Source organism: Telluria sp. BA11, assembly GCF_056680305.1.
Genome location: NZ_JBWXQA010000002.1, coordinates 66,514 through 86,106, shown reverse-complemented (window position 1 = coordinate 86,106; position 19,593 = coordinate 66,514). Strand labels below are relative to the sequence as shown.

General features: G+C 67.1%; 14 protein-coding genes. 13 read left to right on the top strand and 1 reads right to left on the bottom strand.

Annotated features, from left to right (window positions below):
- Positions 1-30: 30 nt before the first annotated feature.
- The gene (locus tag AC1MGT_RS23535) at positions 31-1,611 is read right to left on the bottom strand and encodes an isocitrate lyase (protein WP_499504439.1); all 1,581 of its coding nucleotides are present in this window, start codon (positions 1,609-1,611) and stop codon (positions 31-33) included.
- A 1,256-nt stretch (positions 1,612-2,867) separates the two neighbouring features.
- On the opposite strand from AC1MGT_RS23535, the gene AC1MGT_RS23530 reads away from it, so the two are divergent.
- From AC1MGT_RS23530 to AC1MGT_RS23470, 13 genes are all read left to right on the top strand, one after another.
- Positions 2,868-3,719, top strand: coding sequence for an alpha/beta fold hydrolase (locus tag AC1MGT_RS23530; protein WP_499504438.1), 852 nt, complete (start codon positions 2,868-2,870; stop codon positions 3,717-3,719).
- Positions 3,720-3,838: 119 nt separating this feature from the next.
- Positions 3,839-5,581, top strand: a complete 1,743-nt coding sequence (locus AC1MGT_RS23525) for a GMC family oxidoreductase (protein ID WP_499504437.1) — start codon at positions 3,839-3,841, stop codon at positions 5,579-5,581.
- 83 nt (positions 5,582-5,664) lie between these two features.
- A complete protein-coding gene (locus AC1MGT_RS23520) occupies positions 5,665-7,014 on the top strand; it encodes an MFS transporter (protein WP_499504436.1) in 1,350 nt (449 codons plus the stop codon).
- Between the two features lie 31 nt (positions 7,015-7,045).
- Positions 7,046-7,843 (top strand): sterol desaturase family protein, encoded by a 798-nt coding sequence (locus tag AC1MGT_RS23515; RefSeq protein ID WP_499504435.1) that lies wholly within the window; start codon positions 7,046-7,048, stop codon positions 7,841-7,843.
- A gap of 99 nt (positions 7,844-7,942) precedes the next feature.
- Positions 7,943-11,002, top strand: a complete 3,060-nt coding sequence (locus AC1MGT_RS23510) for a xanthine dehydrogenase family protein molybdopterin-binding subunit (protein WP_499504502.1) — start codon at positions 7,943-7,945, stop codon at positions 11,000-11,002.
- On the top strand, positions 10,999-11,817 hold the full coding sequence (locus tag AC1MGT_RS23505) for an FAD binding domain-containing protein (RefSeq protein ID WP_499504434.1): 819 nt from the start codon (positions 10,999-11,001) through the stop codon (positions 11,815-11,817). Before AC1MGT_RS23510 ends, AC1MGT_RS23505 begins: the two co-directional genes overlap by 4 nt.
- A complete protein-coding gene (locus tag AC1MGT_RS23500) occupies positions 11,814-12,392 on the top strand; it encodes a (2Fe-2S)-binding protein (protein WP_499504433.1) in 579 nt (192 codons plus the stop codon). Before AC1MGT_RS23505 ends, AC1MGT_RS23500 begins: the two co-directional genes overlap by 4 nt.
- 48 nt (positions 12,393-12,440) lie before the next feature.
- A complete protein-coding gene (locus AC1MGT_RS23495) occupies positions 12,441-13,991 on the top strand; it encodes an AMP-binding protein (RefSeq protein WP_499504432.1) in 1,551 nt (516 codons plus the stop codon).
- Entirely contained in the window at positions 13,988-15,499 is a 1,512-nt protein-coding gene (locus AC1MGT_RS23490; protein ID WP_499504431.1) for a UbiD family decarboxylase, read from the top strand. Before AC1MGT_RS23495 ends, AC1MGT_RS23490 begins: the two co-directional genes overlap by 4 nt.
- Entirely contained in the window at positions 15,496-16,098 is a 603-nt protein-coding gene (locus AC1MGT_RS23485; protein ID WP_499504430.1) for a UbiX family flavin prenyltransferase, read from the top strand. The genes AC1MGT_RS23490 and AC1MGT_RS23485 overlap by 4 nt, the downstream gene beginning before the upstream one ends.
- A gap of 16 nt (positions 16,099-16,114) precedes the next feature.
- Complete coding sequence (locus tag AC1MGT_RS23480; RefSeq protein ID WP_499504429.1) at positions 16,115-16,921, top strand: enoyl-CoA hydratase/isomerase family protein; 807 nt, start codon at positions 16,115-16,117, stop codon at positions 16,919-16,921.
- Between the two features lie 20 nt (positions 16,922-16,941).
- Positions 16,942-18,393 carry an aldehyde dehydrogenase family protein gene (locus tag AC1MGT_RS23475; RefSeq protein WP_499504428.1) on the top strand — a complete coding sequence of 484 codons (1,452 nt, stop codon included), beginning with the start codon at positions 16,942-16,944 and terminating at the stop codon, positions 18,391-18,393.
- Positions 18,394-18,430: 37 nt separating this feature from the next.
- Positions 18,431-19,540, top strand: coding sequence for a porin (locus AC1MGT_RS23470; protein WP_499504427.1), 1,110 nt, complete (start codon positions 18,431-18,433; stop codon positions 19,538-19,540).
- The last annotated feature ends 53 nt before the right edge of the window (positions 19,541-19,593 follow it).

Sequence of the window (19,593 nt, the reverse complement as noted above, 5' to 3'; positions counted from 1 at the left end):
GCCCGGCAGGCGCCCCGTTCCAGCAGCCGATCAGAACTGATTCATCGTATTGTGCTTGCCACCGGCCTTCAACGCAGCTTCGCCGCTGAAGTAATCCTTGTGATCGTCGCCGATATCCGAACCGGACATGTTCTGGTGCTTGACGCAGGCGATGCCCTGGCGGATCTCCTTGCGCTGCACCCCCTGCACATAACCCAGCATGCCTTGCTCGCCGAAGTATTCCTTGGCCAGGTTGTCTGTCGACAGTGCCGCGGTATGGTAGGTCGGAAGCGTGATCAGGTGATGGAAGATGCCCGCCTCGCGCGCTGAGTCGGCCTGGAAGGTACGAATCTTTTCATCGGCGATGCGCGCCAGCTCCGTCTCGTCGTATTCGGCGCTCATGAGCATGTTGCGTTCGTATGCGCCGACCTCCTTGCCCTCGGCCTTCATGCTGTCAAACACCTGCTGGCGGAAGTTCAGGGTCCAGTTGAAGGACGGGCTGTTGTTATAGACCAGCTTTGCGTTCGGCACCACCTTGCGGATCTCCTTCACCATGCCGCCGATCTGGGCAATATGCGGCTTCTCGGTTTCGATCCACAACAGGTCGGCGCCGTTCTGCAGCGAGGTGATGCAGTCGAGCACGCAGCGGGCTTCGCCCGTTCCCTCGCGGAACTGGAACAGGTTGCTCGGAAGGCGCTTGGGGCGCACCAGCTTACCGTCGCGGCTGAGGAGCACGTCGCCGTTATTCAAGGACTCGATCGACACTTCTTCGGCGTCGAGGAAGGCGTTGTACTGGTCGCCCAGGTCGCCGGGTTCGCGGGTAAACGCGATCTGCTTCGTCAGGCCGGCACCCAGGGAATCGGTACGGGCAACGATCACGCCGTCGTCCACGCCCAGTTCAAGGAAGGCGTAGCGGACCGCGCGGATCTTGGCGAGGAAGTCCTCGTGCGGCACGGTGACCTTGCCGTCCTGGTGACCGCACTGCTTTTCATCCGAAACCTGGTTTTCAAGCTGGATGCAGCAGGCGCCTGCTTCGATCATCTGCTTGGCCAACAGATAGGTCGCCTCTGCGTTACCGAAACCGGCGTCGATGTCGGCGATGATGGGCACCACATGGGTCACGTGCTGGTCGATCTTTTGCTGGATTTCCCCCCTGGCGGCGGCTGATGCGCCATCCAGCTGGCGGAACAGGTCGCCCAGTTCGCGTGCGTCGGCCTGGCGCAGGAAGGTATATAGCTCCTTGATCAGGGCGGGCACCGTCGTTTTTTCATGCATCGACTGGTCCGGCAACGGGCCGAATTCCGAACGCAGGGCTGCGATCATCCAACCCGACAGGTAGAGGTAGCGGCGATCCGTGCTGTTGAAGTGCTTTTTTATCGAGATCAGCTTTTGCTGGCCGATGAAGCCATGCCAGCAGCCGAGAGACTGGGTATACATGGACGGATCGGCATCGTAGGCCACCATATCGGTGCGCATGATCCTGGCGGTGTAGCGTGCGATATCGAGGCCGGTCTTGAACCGGTTCTGGGCGCGCATGCGTGCGGCAGACTCGGGATTGATCGCATCCCATGCGCTTCCGTACACTGTCTTGAGACTGGAAATCGATTCGATATCGGCTTGAAACTGAGACATGAATAACTCCTGATTTGTGGATAAAAAAAAAGCTGAATGACCGAGCGTGTTGCCAGCGCACATACAACAAGCGGCTTCATGCGTTTAATGGTACGCAGTTTTGCTGCATTGCACGAATTAAACCTGTCCGCGATCAAGTAGATTAATTCGCTTTATTTTCAATAACCTACGATTTTCATTTCACATGACAAAAACAACTTTTGTAAAGCAAAATACATTTCTGCGGCTGCGCAGCGAGAATTTTTGCATTGTGAAATGTCATTTACCGTGACGAAAAATTATTCTTGTTTTCACCGGCATTTGCATCCGCCACCTTCGTCGACCTCGATGCCAGGTCGATCCTCGCCGTGAAAGATGTGTCCTTGCCTGGAGGGGCCTTCAGTCGGCACGAGCTCCCGAAGGGTTGGGATCGAACCTTCCACACCGGCCACCTGGTCGTCGAGTTGAACGACTTCGACGTACAGTTCGTGGGCCTGGTGCACAAGTGCCCGCAGTGCCGCAACCGGCTCACGGCGTCATGCTGCTGGCTTGTCTCGCCACTCTGGCACTGCTGCGGCGCCGCGGTCGGCGATCCCCATCTCACGCTAGAAGCCTTGGAAATGAGGACAGGTGCCTGCCTTGCCGCCAATGGTGGCGCCTCGACCGCCCGATTATCGGGCAGGGCCGGAATGAACGAGGCACCTTGGCAAATCCCCTTGCTCGCGAGGCCCTGGCCTCGTTCCGCGCCGGATATTGCACTCGATTGCTCCCTTAAGTGCGCAACACGATATCGGCCGCGAGGATGACTTCCTCTGGCTCGTGGAGTTTCTCATTCAGGCAGTTGTGACCGTTACGGACCTGCGTACATGCGGCTTGCCCAGCGGGGGGGACGGACGAGCGGACGAATCAGGCGCACGCTGGCGCGGCGTCGGACAGCGCCCCGATCATCTAGCGAACTCATCGCTACCGTGCGCCATGCCATGGAATAGAGGAATGCTGACGAGGCGAGGAGCCGTATGCCGCCAAATTCTGGCGCGTAGCACTCGAAAGCAGTGCGTCCGGTGCTTTTCCGTGCGCTTTCCTGGCAGCCGGCGCCTTGCCGCCCCTTTGATGCCGTGACCCCGCGCGTGCGGCCCAGGTGCCATTCCTGCTTTTCCTCAGCAGTATGCTCGCGCCACGCCATCAGCGGACCGCGTCGCGGATGGCGGCACCAGTCCCCGGAGCAAGGGGAACCGTGTAGCATGGCAGCCTGTACCTGCACGCCGAATGAGCCTGACATGATGCCTCTCCCCCCCAAGCAGCAATCCAACTTTGTCGACATCCCATGGCGCGGCCGCACGATACAGATCGAACTCGACTGGGTCGGCCATGCGGTGTCCGAGCACCCGACTGTCGTCTTCCTGCACGAGGGCCTCGGTTCGGTCGCGCTATGGAAGGACTTCCCCAAGCGCTTCTGCCGCGCCCATGGCCTGCGCGGCCTGGTGTTTTCGCGCTACGGCTACGGCCATTCCACGCCGCGTCCGCTTGATGAGCCATTGACTGCGGACTTCATGCACTACGAGGCCGACGTGGTGCTGCCGGCACTGCTGGCCCGGCTGGGCCTCGTCCGCCCGTGGCTGTTCGGTCACAGCGACGGCGCCTCGATCGCGCTGTTGCATGCCGCGCGACATGGGGCGGAGCTGAGCGGGATCGTCATCGCCGCACCCCACATCATGGTCGAAGAAACCGGCCTGGCGTCGATCCGGCAGGCGCGCGAAGCCTACCTGCACGGCGCCCTGCGGGCACGCCTGGCGCAGTACCACCAGGATGTCGATTCGGCCTTCCGGGGTTGGAACGACATCTGGCTCGACCCGGCCTTCCGCGACTGGGATATTCGCGGCGAGGTGGCGAACATCACCGTCCCGGTGCTCGCAATCCAGGGCGAAGGCGATGAATACGGCACGCTCGAGCAGGTACGCAGCATCGGGCGCCTGGCGCCGCAGACGCAACTGATGATCCTGCCAGATTGCGGGCACTCCCCGCACCGCGACCAGGCCGCGCGGATCATTGCCGAGGCCGGACGCTTCATCCTCGGACACCCGGGGCCGGCGCGGGGCGACACGGACGGCGCGTGTCGTCCATCAGAATAACTGATATCAAGCATAAATAGACGTTATTAGAATAGATGGCACATCCGCGTTAATCTCCATGCCTACGCAGTGAACCAGCGGCCCCCAGCCGCGGTCCTGCATGACCTGAGGAGACGCACGTGGAATTGGTGCAGGAATGCTTCGACTACCTGATCGTGGGTGGGGGTTCGGCGGGCTGTGTGCTGGCGAACCGCCTGTCGGCGGATCCCGCCGTGCGGGTCGCCCTGATCGAAGCCGGCGTCGACACGCCGCCGGGCGCGGTGCCGGCGGAAATCCTCGACAGCTACCCGATGCCGCTGTTCTGCGGCGAGCGCTACATCTGGCCGGAGCTCAAGGCGCGCGCCACCGCAAGCGCGCTCCCCAAGGTCTACGAACAGGGCCGGGTGATGGGCGGCGGCTCGAGCATCAACGTGCAGGCGGCCAACCGCGGCCTGCCGCGCGACTACGACGACTGGGCGCGCGGCGGCGCCGGCGGCTGGGGCTGGACTGATGTGCTGCCCTACTTCCGCAAGCTCGAGCGCGACCTCGACTTCGCCGGCTCGCCCATGCACGGCGACAGCGGCCCGATCCCGATCCGCCGCATCATGCCCGCGCAGTGGCCGCGCTTCTGCCACGCATTCGCGGCAGGCCTGCGCGAGAGCGGCCTGCCCTACCTGGACGACCAGAACGCCGAATTCGGCGACGGCGTGTTCCCCGCCGCGTTCTCGAACATCGACGACCGCCGTGTCTCCACCGCCGCCGGCTATCTCGACGCGGCCACGCGCGCCCGGCCAAATTTGCGCATCCATGCGGGCATGCGGGTCGAGGGCCTCGTCATGGTGCAGGGCGCCGCGCGCGGCGTGACCGCCGTCGACGCCCATGGTAACCGGGTGCGCTTTGCTGCGCGCGAAGTCATCGTCTCGGCGGGCGCGCTGCAGTCGCCCGCGCTGCTGCAGCGCGCCGGGATCGGCGACGCCGACCTGCTGCGCGCGCTCGGCTTGCCCGTGGTGGCCGACCTGCCCGGCGTCGGACGCAACCTGCAGGACCACCCGGCGCTCACCTTCTGCCACTTTCTCGCGCCCGAATTCCGGATGCCGCTCGCACGCCGCCGCGCCAGCATGACGGCAGCCCGCTTTTCCTCGCAACTGAATGGCTGCGAGCCCGGCGACATGTACATGTCGAGCGCCACCCGCGCCGCCTGGCATGCGCTCGGCAACCGCCTGGGCCTGTTCTTCCTCTGGTGTAACCGGCCTTACTCGCGCGGGCGGGTACAGATCGTATCGCCCGACTCCTTGGTGGCGCCGGAGGTCGAACTGAACCTGCTGGCGGACGAGCGCGACCTGCAGCGCATGGCGATCGGCGTACGCAGGCTGGCCGAGGTGCTGCAGGGCACCGACCTGCATCGCCACCCCGGCGACTTCTTCCCGGCCGCGTTCTCGCCACGCATCAAGGCGCTCAGCCGCGTGAGCCCGGCCAACGCCCTGCTCACGCGCCTGCTCGGCCTCGGGCTCGACACCCCGGCGCCCTTGCGGCGCTGGATCATCGAGCGTTTCGTCACCGGCGGCCAGCGCATGGCGACGCTGCTGGCGGACGAGGACGCGCTGCAAGCCTTCATCCGCAAGAGCGTGTTTGGGGTATGGCACGCCAGCGGCACCTGCCGCATGGGGCCGGCGGGCGCGCGCGACGCCGTCACCGACAGCGAGGGCCGCGTGCACGGCGTGGCCAACCTGCGCGTGGTGGACGCCTCGCTCATGCCCAGCCTGCCCTCGGCGAACACCAACATCCCCACCATCATGATGGCCGAAAAAATCGCCGACGCGATCCTGTCGCGCCGGCCCGACGCCAGCATCCGGCACCAGCCGGCGCTGGCCGAAGATCCCTGACGCCGCACAAGACGGCACAGAAACAGTTCGCAGTCGCACGGTGCCACCGGCGCCGGGGCACTGCTCAATCCAAGGAGACGAAAATGGCTGTGGTTACAAATGAAACCGTATTGACGGACCGCGAGAGCAACCGCCATACGCTGAGGGCGGTGGTGGCCTCGTGCATCGGCTGGTCGCTCGACCTGTACGACCTGTTTATCCTCTTGTTCGTCGCGCCGATCATCGGCCGGCTGTTCTTCCCGTCCGAGAACGCGATGCTGTCGCTGGCGGCGGTCTATGCCTCGTTCGGCGTCACCCTCTTGATGCGCCCGCTCGGCTCGGCCCTGTTCGGCTCCTACGCCGACCGCAAGGGCCGCAAGGCTGCCATGATCGTCTCGATGATCGGCGTCGGTGTCTCCACCGCGGCCTTCGGCCTGCTGCCGACCGTCGCCAGTATTGGCGTCGCCGCGCCGATCCTGTTCATCCTGCTGCGCCTGATCCAGGGCGTGTTCGTCGGCGGCGTGGTGGCCTCGACCCACACCATCGGTACCGAATCGGTCGCGCCGCGCTGGCGCGGCGCGGTCTCGGGCCTGATCGGCGGCGGCGGCGCCGGCCTCGGCGCCCTGCTGGCCTCGCTGGTCTACTGGATCCTGTCAGGCATCTTCCCGGGCGAAGCCTTCGACGAGTGGGGCTGGCGCTGGATGTTTTTCACCGGCATCATCAGCGCCGTGCTTGGCATCACGATCTTCAGCAAGCTTGAAGAATCACCGATGTTCAAGAAGATGCAGGAAGCCAAAGCACGCAGCAAGGCGGCGGTAACACCGACCGCGCATCCGGTCCGCACCCTGTTCAGCGGCCAGTACCGCAACATCCTGCTGGTGAACCTGCTGCTGACCATCGGCGGCGGCGCCGGCTACTACCTGACCTCGGGCTTCCTGCCGACCTACCTGAAGGTGGTGAACGGCACCCCGGCATCGACCGCCGGCTTCATCCTGATGCTGGCCAGTGTCGGCGTCATCATCGCCTCGATCGCCGCCGGGCACCTGAGCACCCTGATCGGGCGCAAGAAGACCTTCATCTGGACCGGGGTCGCGCGCCTGATCCTGCTGCCGGCCATCGCCCTCCTGATGCCGGGCGTGACCGATACCGTGACGCTCGCGTTCTACGTCATCGTCTTCAGCATGCTCGGCAGCGTGGGCTATGCGCCGATCCTGATCTTCCTGAACGAGCGCTTCCCGACGGCAATCCGCGCCACCGGCACCGGCCTGTCGTGGAATATCGGCTTCGCGATCGGCGGCGTGATGCCGACCTTCGTGTCGCTGGCCTCGCCGATGCCGACCGACCTCCCGATGTCGCTGGCGATCTTCCTGGCAGCCATCAGCGTCGTCTTCCTGATCGGCGCCCTGATCGTTCCGGAAACGATCGGCAATCTCGACAAGCCGGCGCAGTCCTGACCCCATACCGGCCCAGAAAAAGGAGCGCACCATGCATGCAAAGGACCAGAAAATTCGCGAACGCTCTGCCCGCTTTCGCGATGACTACGTGGCCGGCACGCCCGGCTGGTACCGGGGCGAGATGCACCTCGGCTTCACCCTGCTGTTCACTGGCGGCGTGATTGCGTACTGCCTGTTCCAGATCGAGGCGTCACGCTGGCAGGAATGGCTGATCGCGCTGCCGATCTTCCTGTTCGGTAACTGGGCCGAGTGGGCCGCCCACCGCTACCTGCTGCACCGCCCGAGCAAGTATTTCAACGCGGTCTACAAGCGCCACTGCGCGGTGCACCACCAGTTCTTCACCCACGTCACCCTCGAGTACGAGGGCCACAAGATGTGGCGCGCGCTGCTGTTCCCGCCGTTCGCGCCGGTGATGTTCGTGTTGGCGGCGCTGCCGTTGGCGCTGCTGGTGGGATGGCTCTGGTCCGCCAACGCCGGCCATATCGCGATGCTGACCATGGCCGCATACTTCCTCATGTACGAGGCGCTGCACACCCTGTCGCACGTGGTCGACAGCCCCTTCCTCGACCGCCTGCCGCTGGTGAACACGGTGCGCCGCATGCACGTGATCCACCACCACCCGGAGCTGATGGCCACTCGCAACTTCAACCTGACCTTCCCGATCTGCGATGCTTTGTTCGGCACCAGCGACTTGAGGAAAGGACTTTGGGGCACGCTGTTCCACGGCAGCGGCCACGCCACCATGGGCGAGGAAGAGCGCCGTGTCCTCGGTACGGATGAGGGAGCCGCCGGGGCGGCCGATCCAGTTCGCAAGCATCACAAAGTCTGATATTTAAGATCAATAAACATTATTTGTCCTGATGATACTCGCTCCCTATACTGAAATTTCCACTACAGGCATCACGTCCGGGAGTCCGACAGCATGGAAATGAAGATCCCACATGCCCCGCCGCAGCAGCAGGCCAAGCCAATCGTGGCCCGGCCCTTCTTGGGCCGCCCGATGCGGCGCGTCGAGGATGCGTCGCTCCTGACCGGGCGCGGCCAGTACGGCGACGACGTCGGCGTCAAGCCCGGCACCCTGCACGCGGCCATCGTGCGCTCGCCGCATGCCCATGCGGTCCTGAACGGCATCGACAGCAGCCGTGCCGAAGCGCTGCCTGGCGTGCGCGCCGTGCTGACCGGGCGCGACCTGGCCGCCTGGTCCAAGCCCTTCGTGGTCGGCGTCAAGGCGCCGATGGAGATGTGGGCGCTGGCGGTGGACCGGGTGCGCTATGCCGGCGAACCGGTCGCCGTGATCGTCGCCGACACGCGCTACCTGGCCGAGGACGGGGCCGACCTGCTGGTGGTCGACTACACCCAGCTCGATCCGGCCGTCTCGATCGAAGCCGCGATCCTGCCCGACGCACTGGTGCTGCACCAGGAACATGGCAGCAACATCGCCAGCGACCGCCACTTCCGCTACGGTGACCCGGAAGCCGCCTTCGCCACCGCCCCGCACACGGTCGAACTCACGGTGCACTATCCACGCAACTCGTGCACCCCGATCGAATGCGCGGTGGTGATCGCCGACTACCTGTCGGAAGAAGATGGCTATGACGTCGCTTCCAACTTCATGGGGCCGTTTTCCCTGCATACGGTGATGGCGCTGGCGCTGCGCGTGCCGGGCCACAAGCTGCGCCACCGCACCTTTCGCGATTCCGGCGGCAGCTTCGGGGTGAAGCACGCGGTGTTCCAGTACGCGGTGCTGATGTGCCTGGCCTCGCGCAAGGCCGGCGCCCCCGTGAAATGGGTCGAGGACCGGCTCGAACACCTGGGCGGGCTGACCTCGTCCACCAACCGCCTGTCGACCATCCGCGCCGCGGTGGAAAACGACGGCCGCATCACTGCGCTCTCGTACGACCAGCTCGACGACGTCGGCGGCTACCTGCGCGCCCCGGAGCCGGCGACCTTCTACCGCATGCACGGCTGCCTGACCGGCGCCTATGCGATCCCGAACCTCCTGGTCCGCAACCGCGTGGTCCTGACCAACAAGACCCCGGCCGGCCTGGTGCGCGGCTTCGGCGGGCCGCAGGTGTACTTCCAGCTCGAGCGGCTGATGCAGCGCATCGCGATCGAACTGGGCATCGACCAGCTCGAGGTCTACCGCCGCAACTTCATTGCTGCCGACGCCTTCCCCTACCGGGCCGCCGCCGGCGCCCTGATCGACTCGGGTAATTACCAGCGCGCGATCGAACTGGTGCAGCTTGAGGGCGGCCTGGACGCGCTGTACGAAAAGCGCAAGCGGGCCCGTGCCGAAGGGCGCCTGTACGGCATCGGTTTCGCGGCAATCGTCGAGCCCTCGATCTCGAACATGGGCTACATCACGACGGTGCTGCCGAAGGAGGCGCGCGCCAAGGCCGGGCCAAAGAACGGCTCCATCGCCTCGGCCAGCGTGGCCATCGATCCGCTCGGCGGCATCAACGTCACCATCGCCTCGGCCCCTGCCGGCCAGGGCCACCGCACCGTGTGCACCCAGGTGGTGGCCGACGTGCTCGGCGTGGAGCCGGACCAGGTCGCGGTCAACGTCGAATTCGACACCCAGAAGGATGCCTGGTCGGTCGCTGCCGGCAACTACTCGAGCCGCTTCGCCGGCGCTGTAGCCGGCACCGTCCACCTGGCGGCCTGCAAGCTCCGCGACAAGCTCGCCCTGGTCGCCGCGTCCCAGCTGGGCGTGGACGCCCTTGACGTCGTCTTCGCCGGGGGCAAGGTGCATGCGAAGGGCGATCCTGCCCGCTCCCTGCCCTTCCTGCGTATGGCGGCCAGCCCGCACTGGGCGCCTGGCCTGCTGCCGGAAGGCGTCGAGCCGGGCTTGCGCGAAACGGCCTTCTGGACCCCGCCGCAACTCGGCGCGCCGGACGAGCAGGACCGCGTCAACACCTCGGCCGCATATGGCTTCGCGTTCGACGTCTGCGGCGTCGAGATCGACCGCAACACCGGCCGCGTGACCATCGACAGATACGTCACCACCCATGACGCCGGCAAGATCCTGAATCCGGCCCTGGCCGACGGCCAGATCCGCGGCGCTTTTGCGCAGGGCCTGGGCGCGGCGCTGATGGAGGAATTCCGCTACGGCGAGGACGGCAGCTTCCAGTCCGGCACCTTCGCCGACTACCTGGTGCCCACCACCTGCGAAGTGCCAGAGCCGCAGATCATCCACATGGAGACGCCCTCGCCCTTCACTCCGCTGGGCGCCAAGGGCCTCGGCGAAGGCAACAACATGAGCACGCCGGCCTGCATCGGCAACGCGGTGGCCGACGCGCTCGGCGTGCGCGACGTCGAACTGCCGCTCACGCCCTCGAAGATCATCGACCTAATCGGCGCAGAGGAAGCGCCGCCTTCACCGGCAGTGCGCCAGGCGCAGGCCGCTTCCGCGCCCGCACCCGCAACGGCCGGGGGCGGCAAGGGCGGCAAGGCGCTCGCCGCGCGCGGCGAGGTCGTGCTCGACGCGCCGCCGGAGGCGGTGTTCCGGGTCCTGCTCGACCCGGTCGCGCTGGCCAAGGTCATCCCCGGCTGCAACGCTTTGGCCCCGGCCGGCAACGTCCCGGGCGAACACCGCTACCGGGCCGACGTCACCGTGGGCGTGGGCCTGATCAAGGCGCGCTACGCCGCCGAGGTGGCGCTGTCGGAACTCGACCCGCCGCGCAGCCTGCGCCTGGCCGGCTCCGGCCTGTCGGCAGTCGGCAGCGCGCGCGGCAGCGGCCTGGTCACGCTCGAGCCGTCGGGCGGCGGCACCCTGCTGCGTTACGACTACTCCGCCGAAGTCTCGGGCAAGGTCGCGGCCGTCGGCAGCCGCATGCTCGAGGGCGCCGCCAAGATCGTGCTGAACCAGCTGTTCGAGCAGCTCGGCCGCGAGGCCGGCGGCCAGGGGGCGGCAGTCGCCGGCGCCGCGCCAGGCGTGAAACGCGGCCTGTGGGCCCGCTTGTTGGCCCTGTTTGGAGTGAAACGATGAAACCGCAAGTATTCGACTACGCCCGTCCCGACAGCGCCAACGAAGCCGTCGCCCTGCTCGCCGAGGCCGGCGAGGACGCGCGCATCCTGGCCGGCGGCCAGTCGTTGATGGCGGTCCTGAACCTGCGCCTGGCCCAGCCGAGCGTCCTGATCGACATTTCACGCGTGCCTGACCTGAATTACGTCCGCGCAAGCGGCGGGCACCTGGCCATCGGCGCGGCGGCCACCCAGGGCAGCGTCGAGTGGCGCGCCACGCTGGCCACGGAAGTGCCGCTGCTGGCCCAGGCCTTCCCGCACATTTCGCACTTCCAGATCCGCAACCGCGGCACCGTATGCGGCTCGATCGCCCATGCCGACCCGAGCGCCGAACTGCCGCTCGCCCTGCTGGCCCTGGGCGGCGCGGTGGTGCTGCGCAGCCGCCGCGGCGAGCGCCTTGTTGCCGCCGCCGATTTTTTCCAGGGCATGCTGATGACGGCGCGGGCGCCGGACGAACTGGTGGTGGAAGCGCGCTACCCGCTGGCCCGGCCGGGCGAGCGCTACGCCTTCGACGAGTTCTCCGGCCGCCACGGCGACTTTGCCGTGTGCGCGGTGGCGGCGGTGATCGGCCCCGACAGCATCCGCCTGGCCGTGGGCGGCGTCTCGGACCGGCCGCGCGTGCGGACCTGGGGCCGGCTCGGCGGCAGTGAGCTGGAGGCGGCGATCAATGATTTCGCCTGGGAGCTGGAGGCCAAGGACGACCATCACGCTTCGGCCAAGTTCAGACGGCAACTGGTGCGCCACTTGGGGCGCAACGCGATTGAAAAGGCACTCTCATGAAGACCTACCGGAAAAACGATGTCGTGCGCATCGAACTGGTCCTGAACGGCTTGACGAAAAGCGGCATCTGCGAGCCGCGCACCCTGCTGTCGGACTTCCTGCGCCAGGAACTGGGCTCCACCGGCACCCACGTCGGCTGCGAGCATGGCGTCTGCGGTGCCTGTACCGTGAACATCGAGGGCGTCGCCGGGCGCTCCTGCATGACGCTGGCGGTGCAGGCCGAAGGCTGCCGTGTCGACACCGTCGAGGGACTGAACCGGGGTCAGGAAGGCTTGTCCGACCTGCAGGAAGCCTTCCGCCGCAACCACGCGCTGCAGTGCGGATTCTGCACCGCGGGGATCTTGATGTCCTGCACCGATTACCTGGCCCGCAACCCCGACCCGAGCGAGCTTGAAGTACGCGAGATGCTCTCGGGCCACCTGTGCCGCTGCACCGGTTACACCAACATCGTCAAGGCAGTGCTGGAAACGGCCGCGGAGCGCCTCGGGCGGCCGCACGACGCCGGCCTTGCTCCGGACAGCCCGGGCCACGCCGGCGTGGGCGACGCCGGCCAGTCCAGGCTGGTCAACGCATAGATCGACGCATCGATCAACCAAATACGCAATCAACCGGAGGAGAACACCGTGCTGGATCTTGGACGTACATTCCTGCAAAGCGTCGAACGCAGCCCCCACGCGCTGGCGGTCGTCGACGGCGAGCAGCGCCTTACCTACACCGAGTGGTACGATCGGATACAGCGTGCTTGCGCCGGGCTGTCCGCCCTCGGCGTCAAGCGCGGCGACCACCTTCTGCTGGTCCTGCAGAACCGCGTCGAGATGGCCACGCTGCACTGGGCCTGCCAGTTCCTCGGCGTGGTCGCCACGCCGCTCAACTGGCGCGCCAAGCCCGAGGAGGTCGAGTATTGCCTGCTCGATTCGGGCGCCCGGGCCATCGCTTATGAACCAGTCAGCGAAGCGGCGGTGGCGGGGAGCGCGGCAGCAGCCGCGTTGGCACGCATCGCCGTGGGCGGCGCCGCGGGCGGCACGCTCGGCTTCGACGAACTGCTCGCGCACCGCCCCGCGGTGCCGATCCTCGTGGCCGACGTCGAGGACATCTCGCTGATGCTCTACACCTCGGGCACGACGGGCAAGCCCAAGGGCGTGCCGCGCCGCCACCGCGCCGAGCGCGCCGGTGCCCTCGGCCACGTCGCGCAGAACCTGTACCGGCGCGGCGAACGCACCCTCGGCGTCATGCCGCTGTACCACACGATGGGCGTGCGTTCGCTTCTTGCGATGGCGCTGATCGACGGCCTGTTCGTCTGCGTGCCCAAGTTCGACTGCGCCGCCGCCTTCCACTACATCGAACAGGAGCGCGTCAGCAACCTGTACCTGGTGCCGACGCTCTACCACGACATGCTGGCCTGGCGCGAGAAGCATGGGGCCGACATCTCGTCGGTGACGAAGCTCGGCTTTGCCGGCGCGTCGATGCCGGACGGCCTGCTCAAGCGCCTGGCCGAGACCTTCAAGCCGGAGCTGTTCGTCAACCACTACGGATCGTCCGAGGTCTACACCTTCGCCATCGACCAGGATGCGACCCGCAAGGCCGGCAGCGCCGGGCGCGGGGGCATCAACACCCGTCTGCGGGTGGTGCCGCTGGACGCCGAGTCGCCAGACGCCGCGGTCGCGCCTGGCGAGGAAGGCCAGATCATCTGCGACCTGAAGGGCGACGAAGCCTTCGAAGGCTACTGGAATCGTCCCGATGCCGACGCCAAGTCGATCCGCAATGGCTGGTACTTCACCGGCGACACCGGCTATCTCGATGAAGACGGCGACCTGTTCGTCACCGGCCGCATCGACGACATGATCATCAGCGGCGGCGAGAACATCTCTCCGGCCGACATTGAGTCGGTACTGTCGCTGCATCCCTCGGTGGACGAGGTCGCGGTGGCCGGCCTGAAAGACGAACGCTGGGGCCAGAAGGTGGTTGCCTTCGTCAAGGTACGCGTTGCGGTGAGTCCGGAAGCGCTGAACGCGTATTGCCAATCGTCCGACCTGCTGAACTACAAGCGGCCGCGCGAATACGTGTTCGTGCGCGAGATCCCGAAGTCACCGGTCGGCAAGATCCTGCGCCGCATGCTGGTGGCCGGAGAGTACGAGACGGCGGCGCCAGTGAACAATGAAGGGAGCGTGCAATGAAGGTAGACCTCACCCCGACCGGCAAGGCGCGCGACCTGCGCCAGTGGCTGGCCCACCTGGAAGTGACCGGACGCCTGGCGGTGATGCGCGAGGGCGTGCCGCTCGAGCACCGGCTGGCTGCGATCGCCAAGCGCCTCGACGGCACCCGGGCGGCCTACTTCCCCCGGCCGAGCGGCCACGCGGGGGTACGCGCGGGGCTGCACGATATCCCGGTGGTCTCCGGATTCATGTCGCGCCGCGCCTGGATTGCCGAAGCGATGGGCGTCGAACAGGCCGGCCTGCTGGCTGCGTTCCGCAAGGCGGTCGAGCACCCGCTGCCCTGGCGCGAGGTGGATGCCGGCGGCGCCGCCTGCCAGCAGGTCGTGCACCGCTTCGCCGAGGACAGCCAGCACCAGAAACTGAGCCTGCACGCCCTGCTCCCGATCCCGACCCACAGCGAGCATGACAACGGTCCCTACATCACGGCGGGGCTGGTGATCGCCCGCAATCCCGTCACGGGCGTGCAGAACGTGTCGATCAACCGCATCCAGGTGCATGGCCCCGACCGCATGGCGATCCTGATGCTGCCGCGCCACCTGCTCGCCTTCTACCAGGCGGCCGAGGCGAACGACCAGCCGCTCGACGTGGCGGTGGTGATCGGCGCCGATCCGCTCACCCTGCTCGCCTCGCAGGCGATCACGCCGATCGACCACGACGAACTGGAAATCGCCGGCGCCCTCCACGGCGCGCCGCTGCCAGTGGTGAAATGCCTGACCAGCGACGTGCGCGTGCCGGCCGACGCCGAAATCGTTATCGAAGGCAGGCTGCTGCCGAAGCTGCGCGAGCCGGAAGGCCCGTTCGGCGAATTCCCGAAGTATTACAGCGCCAGGGAAAACCGCGAGGTGATCGTGGTCGACGCGGTGACCCACCGGCGCAACCCGATCTACCACACCATCGTGCCGGCCGAGATGGAGCACCTGCTGCTCGGGTCGATCCCGCGCGAAGCCACCATGCTGGCCCACCTGCAGCGCAGCTTCCCCGGCGTGCTCGACGTGCACCTGTCGGTCGGCGGTGTCGGCCGCTACCACCTGCACGTCAAGTTCCGCAAGCAGCGCGAGGGCGAGCCGCGCAACGTCATCCTCGGCGCCTTCGGTGCCCATTACGACATCAAGCAGGTCACCGTGGTCGACGAGGACGTCGACGTGCACGACCCGCAGCAGGTCGAGTGGGCGGTGGCCACCCGCTTTCAGGCCGACCGCGACCTGATTGTCATCTCGGGCGCGCAGGGTTCGGTGCTCGACCCCTCTACCACCGTGGGCCAGCCGGTCGACTCGGTGGCCCCGCCGCACCTGCAGGGCATCAGCGCCAAGATGGGACTGGACGCGACCAAGCCCATGGCCTACCACGGCCATGTATTCACCAAGGTACGCATCCCGGGCGAGACCGAGATCGACCTCGACCAGGAAATCGTCGGCGGCGCCGGCATCGACTGGTCGGCGCATCATGGCAACGCAGTGGTGCCCACATGAGCAAACCGCGCCTGGTCGTCGCCATCACCGGGGCCAGCGGCGCCATCTACGGCGTGCGCCTGCTGCAGGCGCTGCGCGCCACCAAGGTCTGCGAATCGCACCTCGTGATGTCGTCGTCGGGCGTCATGACGGCCCAGCAGGAGCTCGACCTGCGCCGCAGCGACATCGAGGCGCTCGCCGACGTCGTCCACAACGTCAGGGACATCGGCGCGACCATCGCCAGCGGCTCGTTCCGCTGTGCCGGCATGGTGGTGGCGCCCTGCTCGATGAAAACCCTGGCCGGCATCGCCCACGGCCTGGCGGACAACCTGGTCACGCGCGCGGCCGACGTGATGCTCAAGGAGCGCCGCCGCCTGGTACTGGTCGCCCGCGAAACCCCGCTCAACCTCGCGCACCTGCGCAACATGACGGCCGTGACCGAGATGGGCGGCATCATCTTCCCGCCGGTGCCGGCCTTCTACGCCCGGCCCGGCTCGCTCGACGAACTCGTCGACCATACCGTCGGGCGCCTGCTCGACCTGTTCGACCTTCCCCACACCGGCCTGGTCAGGCGCTGGGAAGGCATGGGCGGGCAAACAACCGAACAACACACTCAATAACCTCCAGGAGAACAGCATGACCCAACTGAACCACCCGGCCCACCAGCTGCTCGACAACCTCCAGGGCTTCCGCGTCGACATCGATGCGCAGCGCGAACGCGCCGACATCGTCCTGTCGAACGGCCAGTTCAACATCATCTCGATGGCCCAGCGCGACCAGCTGCGCCTCGTGTTCGAGGCCCTCGACTTCGACGAGCGCGTGCGCGTGATCGTGCTGCGCTCGGAAGGCCAGCATTTCTCCAGCGGCGGCGACATCCGGGGCTTCCTCGAAGCGAGCCCGGAGCACGTGTCCCAGCTCGCCTGGAACATCGCCGCCCCGGCCCGCTGCAGCAAGCCTGTCATCGCCGCCAACCGGGGTTTTTGCTTCGGCGTCGGCTTCGAGATCTCGCTGGCCTGCGACTTCCGCATCGCCACCGACACCACCTTCTACGCACTGCCGGAGCAGAAGCTCGGCCAGATCCCTGGCTCGGGCGGCTCGGCGCGCCTGCAGAAGATGGTCGGCATCACCCGCACCAAGGACATCGTGATGCGCTCGCGCCGCATCCCGGGCCAGCAGGCCTACGACTGGGGCGTCGCCACCGAATGCGTGCTCGATTCCGAACTGGAAGCGGCCACCGACCGCCTGGTCGACGAACTGCGCGCCTTCTCGCCGATCGCCCAGCGCACCGCCAAGAAGCTCCTGAACGACACCGAGGATTCGCCGCTGTCGATCGCGATCGAGCTGGAAGGCCACTGCTACAGCCGCCTGCGTTCCTCGAACGACTTCCGCGAAGGCGTCGAGGCCTTCCACGCCAAGCGCGCCCCTAGCTTCAACGGCAACTGACCCCAAGGCGGATAGTCCGGATGAGCAACCTGAACGCACGCAACTACATCGACGGACAGTGGCAGGGCGCCGCGTCCGGCGCCCTCGGCGAGAGCCGTAACCCGGCCGACGGCAGCGCGATCGGCAGCTACGCCGCCAGCGCCGCCGAGGATGCGCGGCTGGCCATCGCCAGTGCGCGCCGCGCCTTCGACACCTCGCTCTGGGCGCACGATGCGCGCCTGCGCCAGCTGGTGCTGCTGGAGTGGGCGCAGCGCCTGGAGCAGCGCCCTGAGTTACCCGCCCTGCTCACCCAGGAGAACGGCAAGGTGCTGGCCCAGTCGCGCGGCGAACTGGCTGCGGCCATTTCGGAAATCCGCTACTACGCGGGCCTCACCCGCCATATCCACGGCCACTTCATGGAAGTCGAGCCGGGCGCCTACTCGGCCACGCTGCGCGAGGCGGCCGGGGTGGCGGGCCTGATCATCCCGTGGAACGCGCCGGTCGTGCTGCTGGTCCGTTCGCTGGCCCCCGCGCTGGCCGCGGGCTGCACGGTCGTGATCAAGCCGGCGCACCAGAGCGCGCACATCACCGCCGAGGTGCTGCGCGAGCTGGCCGCGGTCGAATCGATGCCGCGCGGGGTGCTCAACCTGGTCCTGGAACAGGGCAGCGAAGTGGCCCAGGAGCTGGTGGCCTCGGATCAGGTCGACGTGCTGAGCTTTACCGGCTCGAACCTGACCGGCCAGCGCATCATGGCCGCCGCCGCCCCGACCATGAAGAAACTGTCGCTGGAACTGGGCGGCAAGTCGAGCTGCCTGGTGTTTCCCGATACCGACATCAGGACGGTGGCGCAGCGCCTGGCCACGGCGGCGACGATCATTTCGGGCCAGCAGTGCACGGCTGCGCGCCGCGTGCTCGTGCATGCCTCCCGCTTCGACGAGATGAAGCGCGCCCTGAAGGCGGCGCTGGAGGCGATCGTGGTGGCGCCTGGCGACGTCCCGGGCGCGGGCATGGGGCCGCTGATCGACGCCCAGTCGCTCGAGCACGTGTCCAGCGAGGTCGAACGCGCGCTCGGCATGTGCGACGAAGTCGTGCTGCGCGGCGGGCGGGCCGGCGGCAAACTGGCCGGCGGCCACTTCCTGACCCCGACCCTGGTCGCGCACGCTGACAGCGGCGCCTTCTTCACGCAGGACGAGATCTTCGGCCCGTTCGTCGTGCTCGAGAAGTTCGAGGACGAGAAGGAAGCGGTCGCGCGCGCCAACCACAGCGTGTTCGGGCTGTCCGCCAGCGTCTGGACGGCGGACGGCGACCGCGCCATGCGCGTGGCGCGTGCACTGCGCAACGGCACGGTCTGGATCAACGACCACAACCGCCTGTTCGCGGAAGCGGAAACCGGCGGCTACCGCCGCAGCGGCATCGGCCGCCTGCACGGCTACGAGGGGCTGGCCGACTTCCTCGAGACCAAGCACATCTTCCGCAACACAGGCCTGGTCTGACTCGCAAATTACAGCATCCACAAAAACAGGAGACAACATGAATCGCCACAAAGGAAAGCGCCGCAAGGCGCAGACGGCCGCCGCATGCCTGGCCGGCTTGCTGTCGGCTTCGGCATGCGCACAGGACAGCGTCACGGTGTACGGCATCGTCGACGCGGCCGTGGCCCGCATTAGCAATGCCGATGCGGCGGGCAATGCCGTCACCAGGATGCCTTCGCTCACCGGTAGCCTGCCGTCGCGCATCGGTTTCCGGGGCGAGGAAGCCCTGGGCGGCGGACTCAGCGCAGTCTTCGCGCTGGAAGGCGGTTTCGGGCCCGACACCGGGATATCCGGACAGGGAGGCCGGCTGTTCGGCCGCCAGGCCTGGGTCGGCCTCAAGGGCGGATGGGGCACGCTCCAGCTGGGCCGCGTGATGAACATGACCTACCACGGCACCGCCAAAAGCGACGTGCTGGGCCCGAGCCTGTTCTCGATCAGCAGCATCGATCTCTACCTGCCGAACGCGCGCAGCGACAATGCACTGGCCTACATGGGCAAGTTCAAGGGCTGGACGGTCGGCGCCAGCTATAGCCTCGGGCGGGACGCAGCCTCGTCCGGAGGAGCCGCGGCGACCAACTGCCCGGGCGAAGCGGCTGCCGACGACAAGGCCTGCCGCCAGGTGACCGCCCTGCTCGGCTACGAGACCGATGCGTTCGGCATCAATGCCACCTATGACCGCATGCGCGGCGGCCCGGGCGCGGCAAACGGCCTCACGGGGAGCGGCAACACCGACCGCCGCGTGGGCGTCAACGCCTACGTCCTGCTCGGACGCACCAAGCTGGGCGGCGGCGTGATCGCCAGGACTACCAAAGCCGCGCCCGGGACCACCGAGTCGGACCTGGTCTACCTTGGCGTCAGCCACCCGCTCAGCGCCAACCTGACCCTGGACGCGCAGGTGGCGCGCAAGGCGGTCGATGCATCGGCGGACGATTCGAACCTGATGGCCGCGCGCCTCACCTATGGGTTCTCGAAGCGCACCGCCGTGTATGGCGCGCTCGGGCGCATGGACAACCAGGGACAGGCGGCGATCGCCCTCGACGTCGGCGGGACCGCGGCGCCAGGACGCACGCAGAACGGCGTCATGGCCGGGTTGCGGCACGCGTTCTGAGCATTGGCGGCGGGGTGGGCATGTCCCTGCTTCGCGCGCCCGCATTTCCCGCA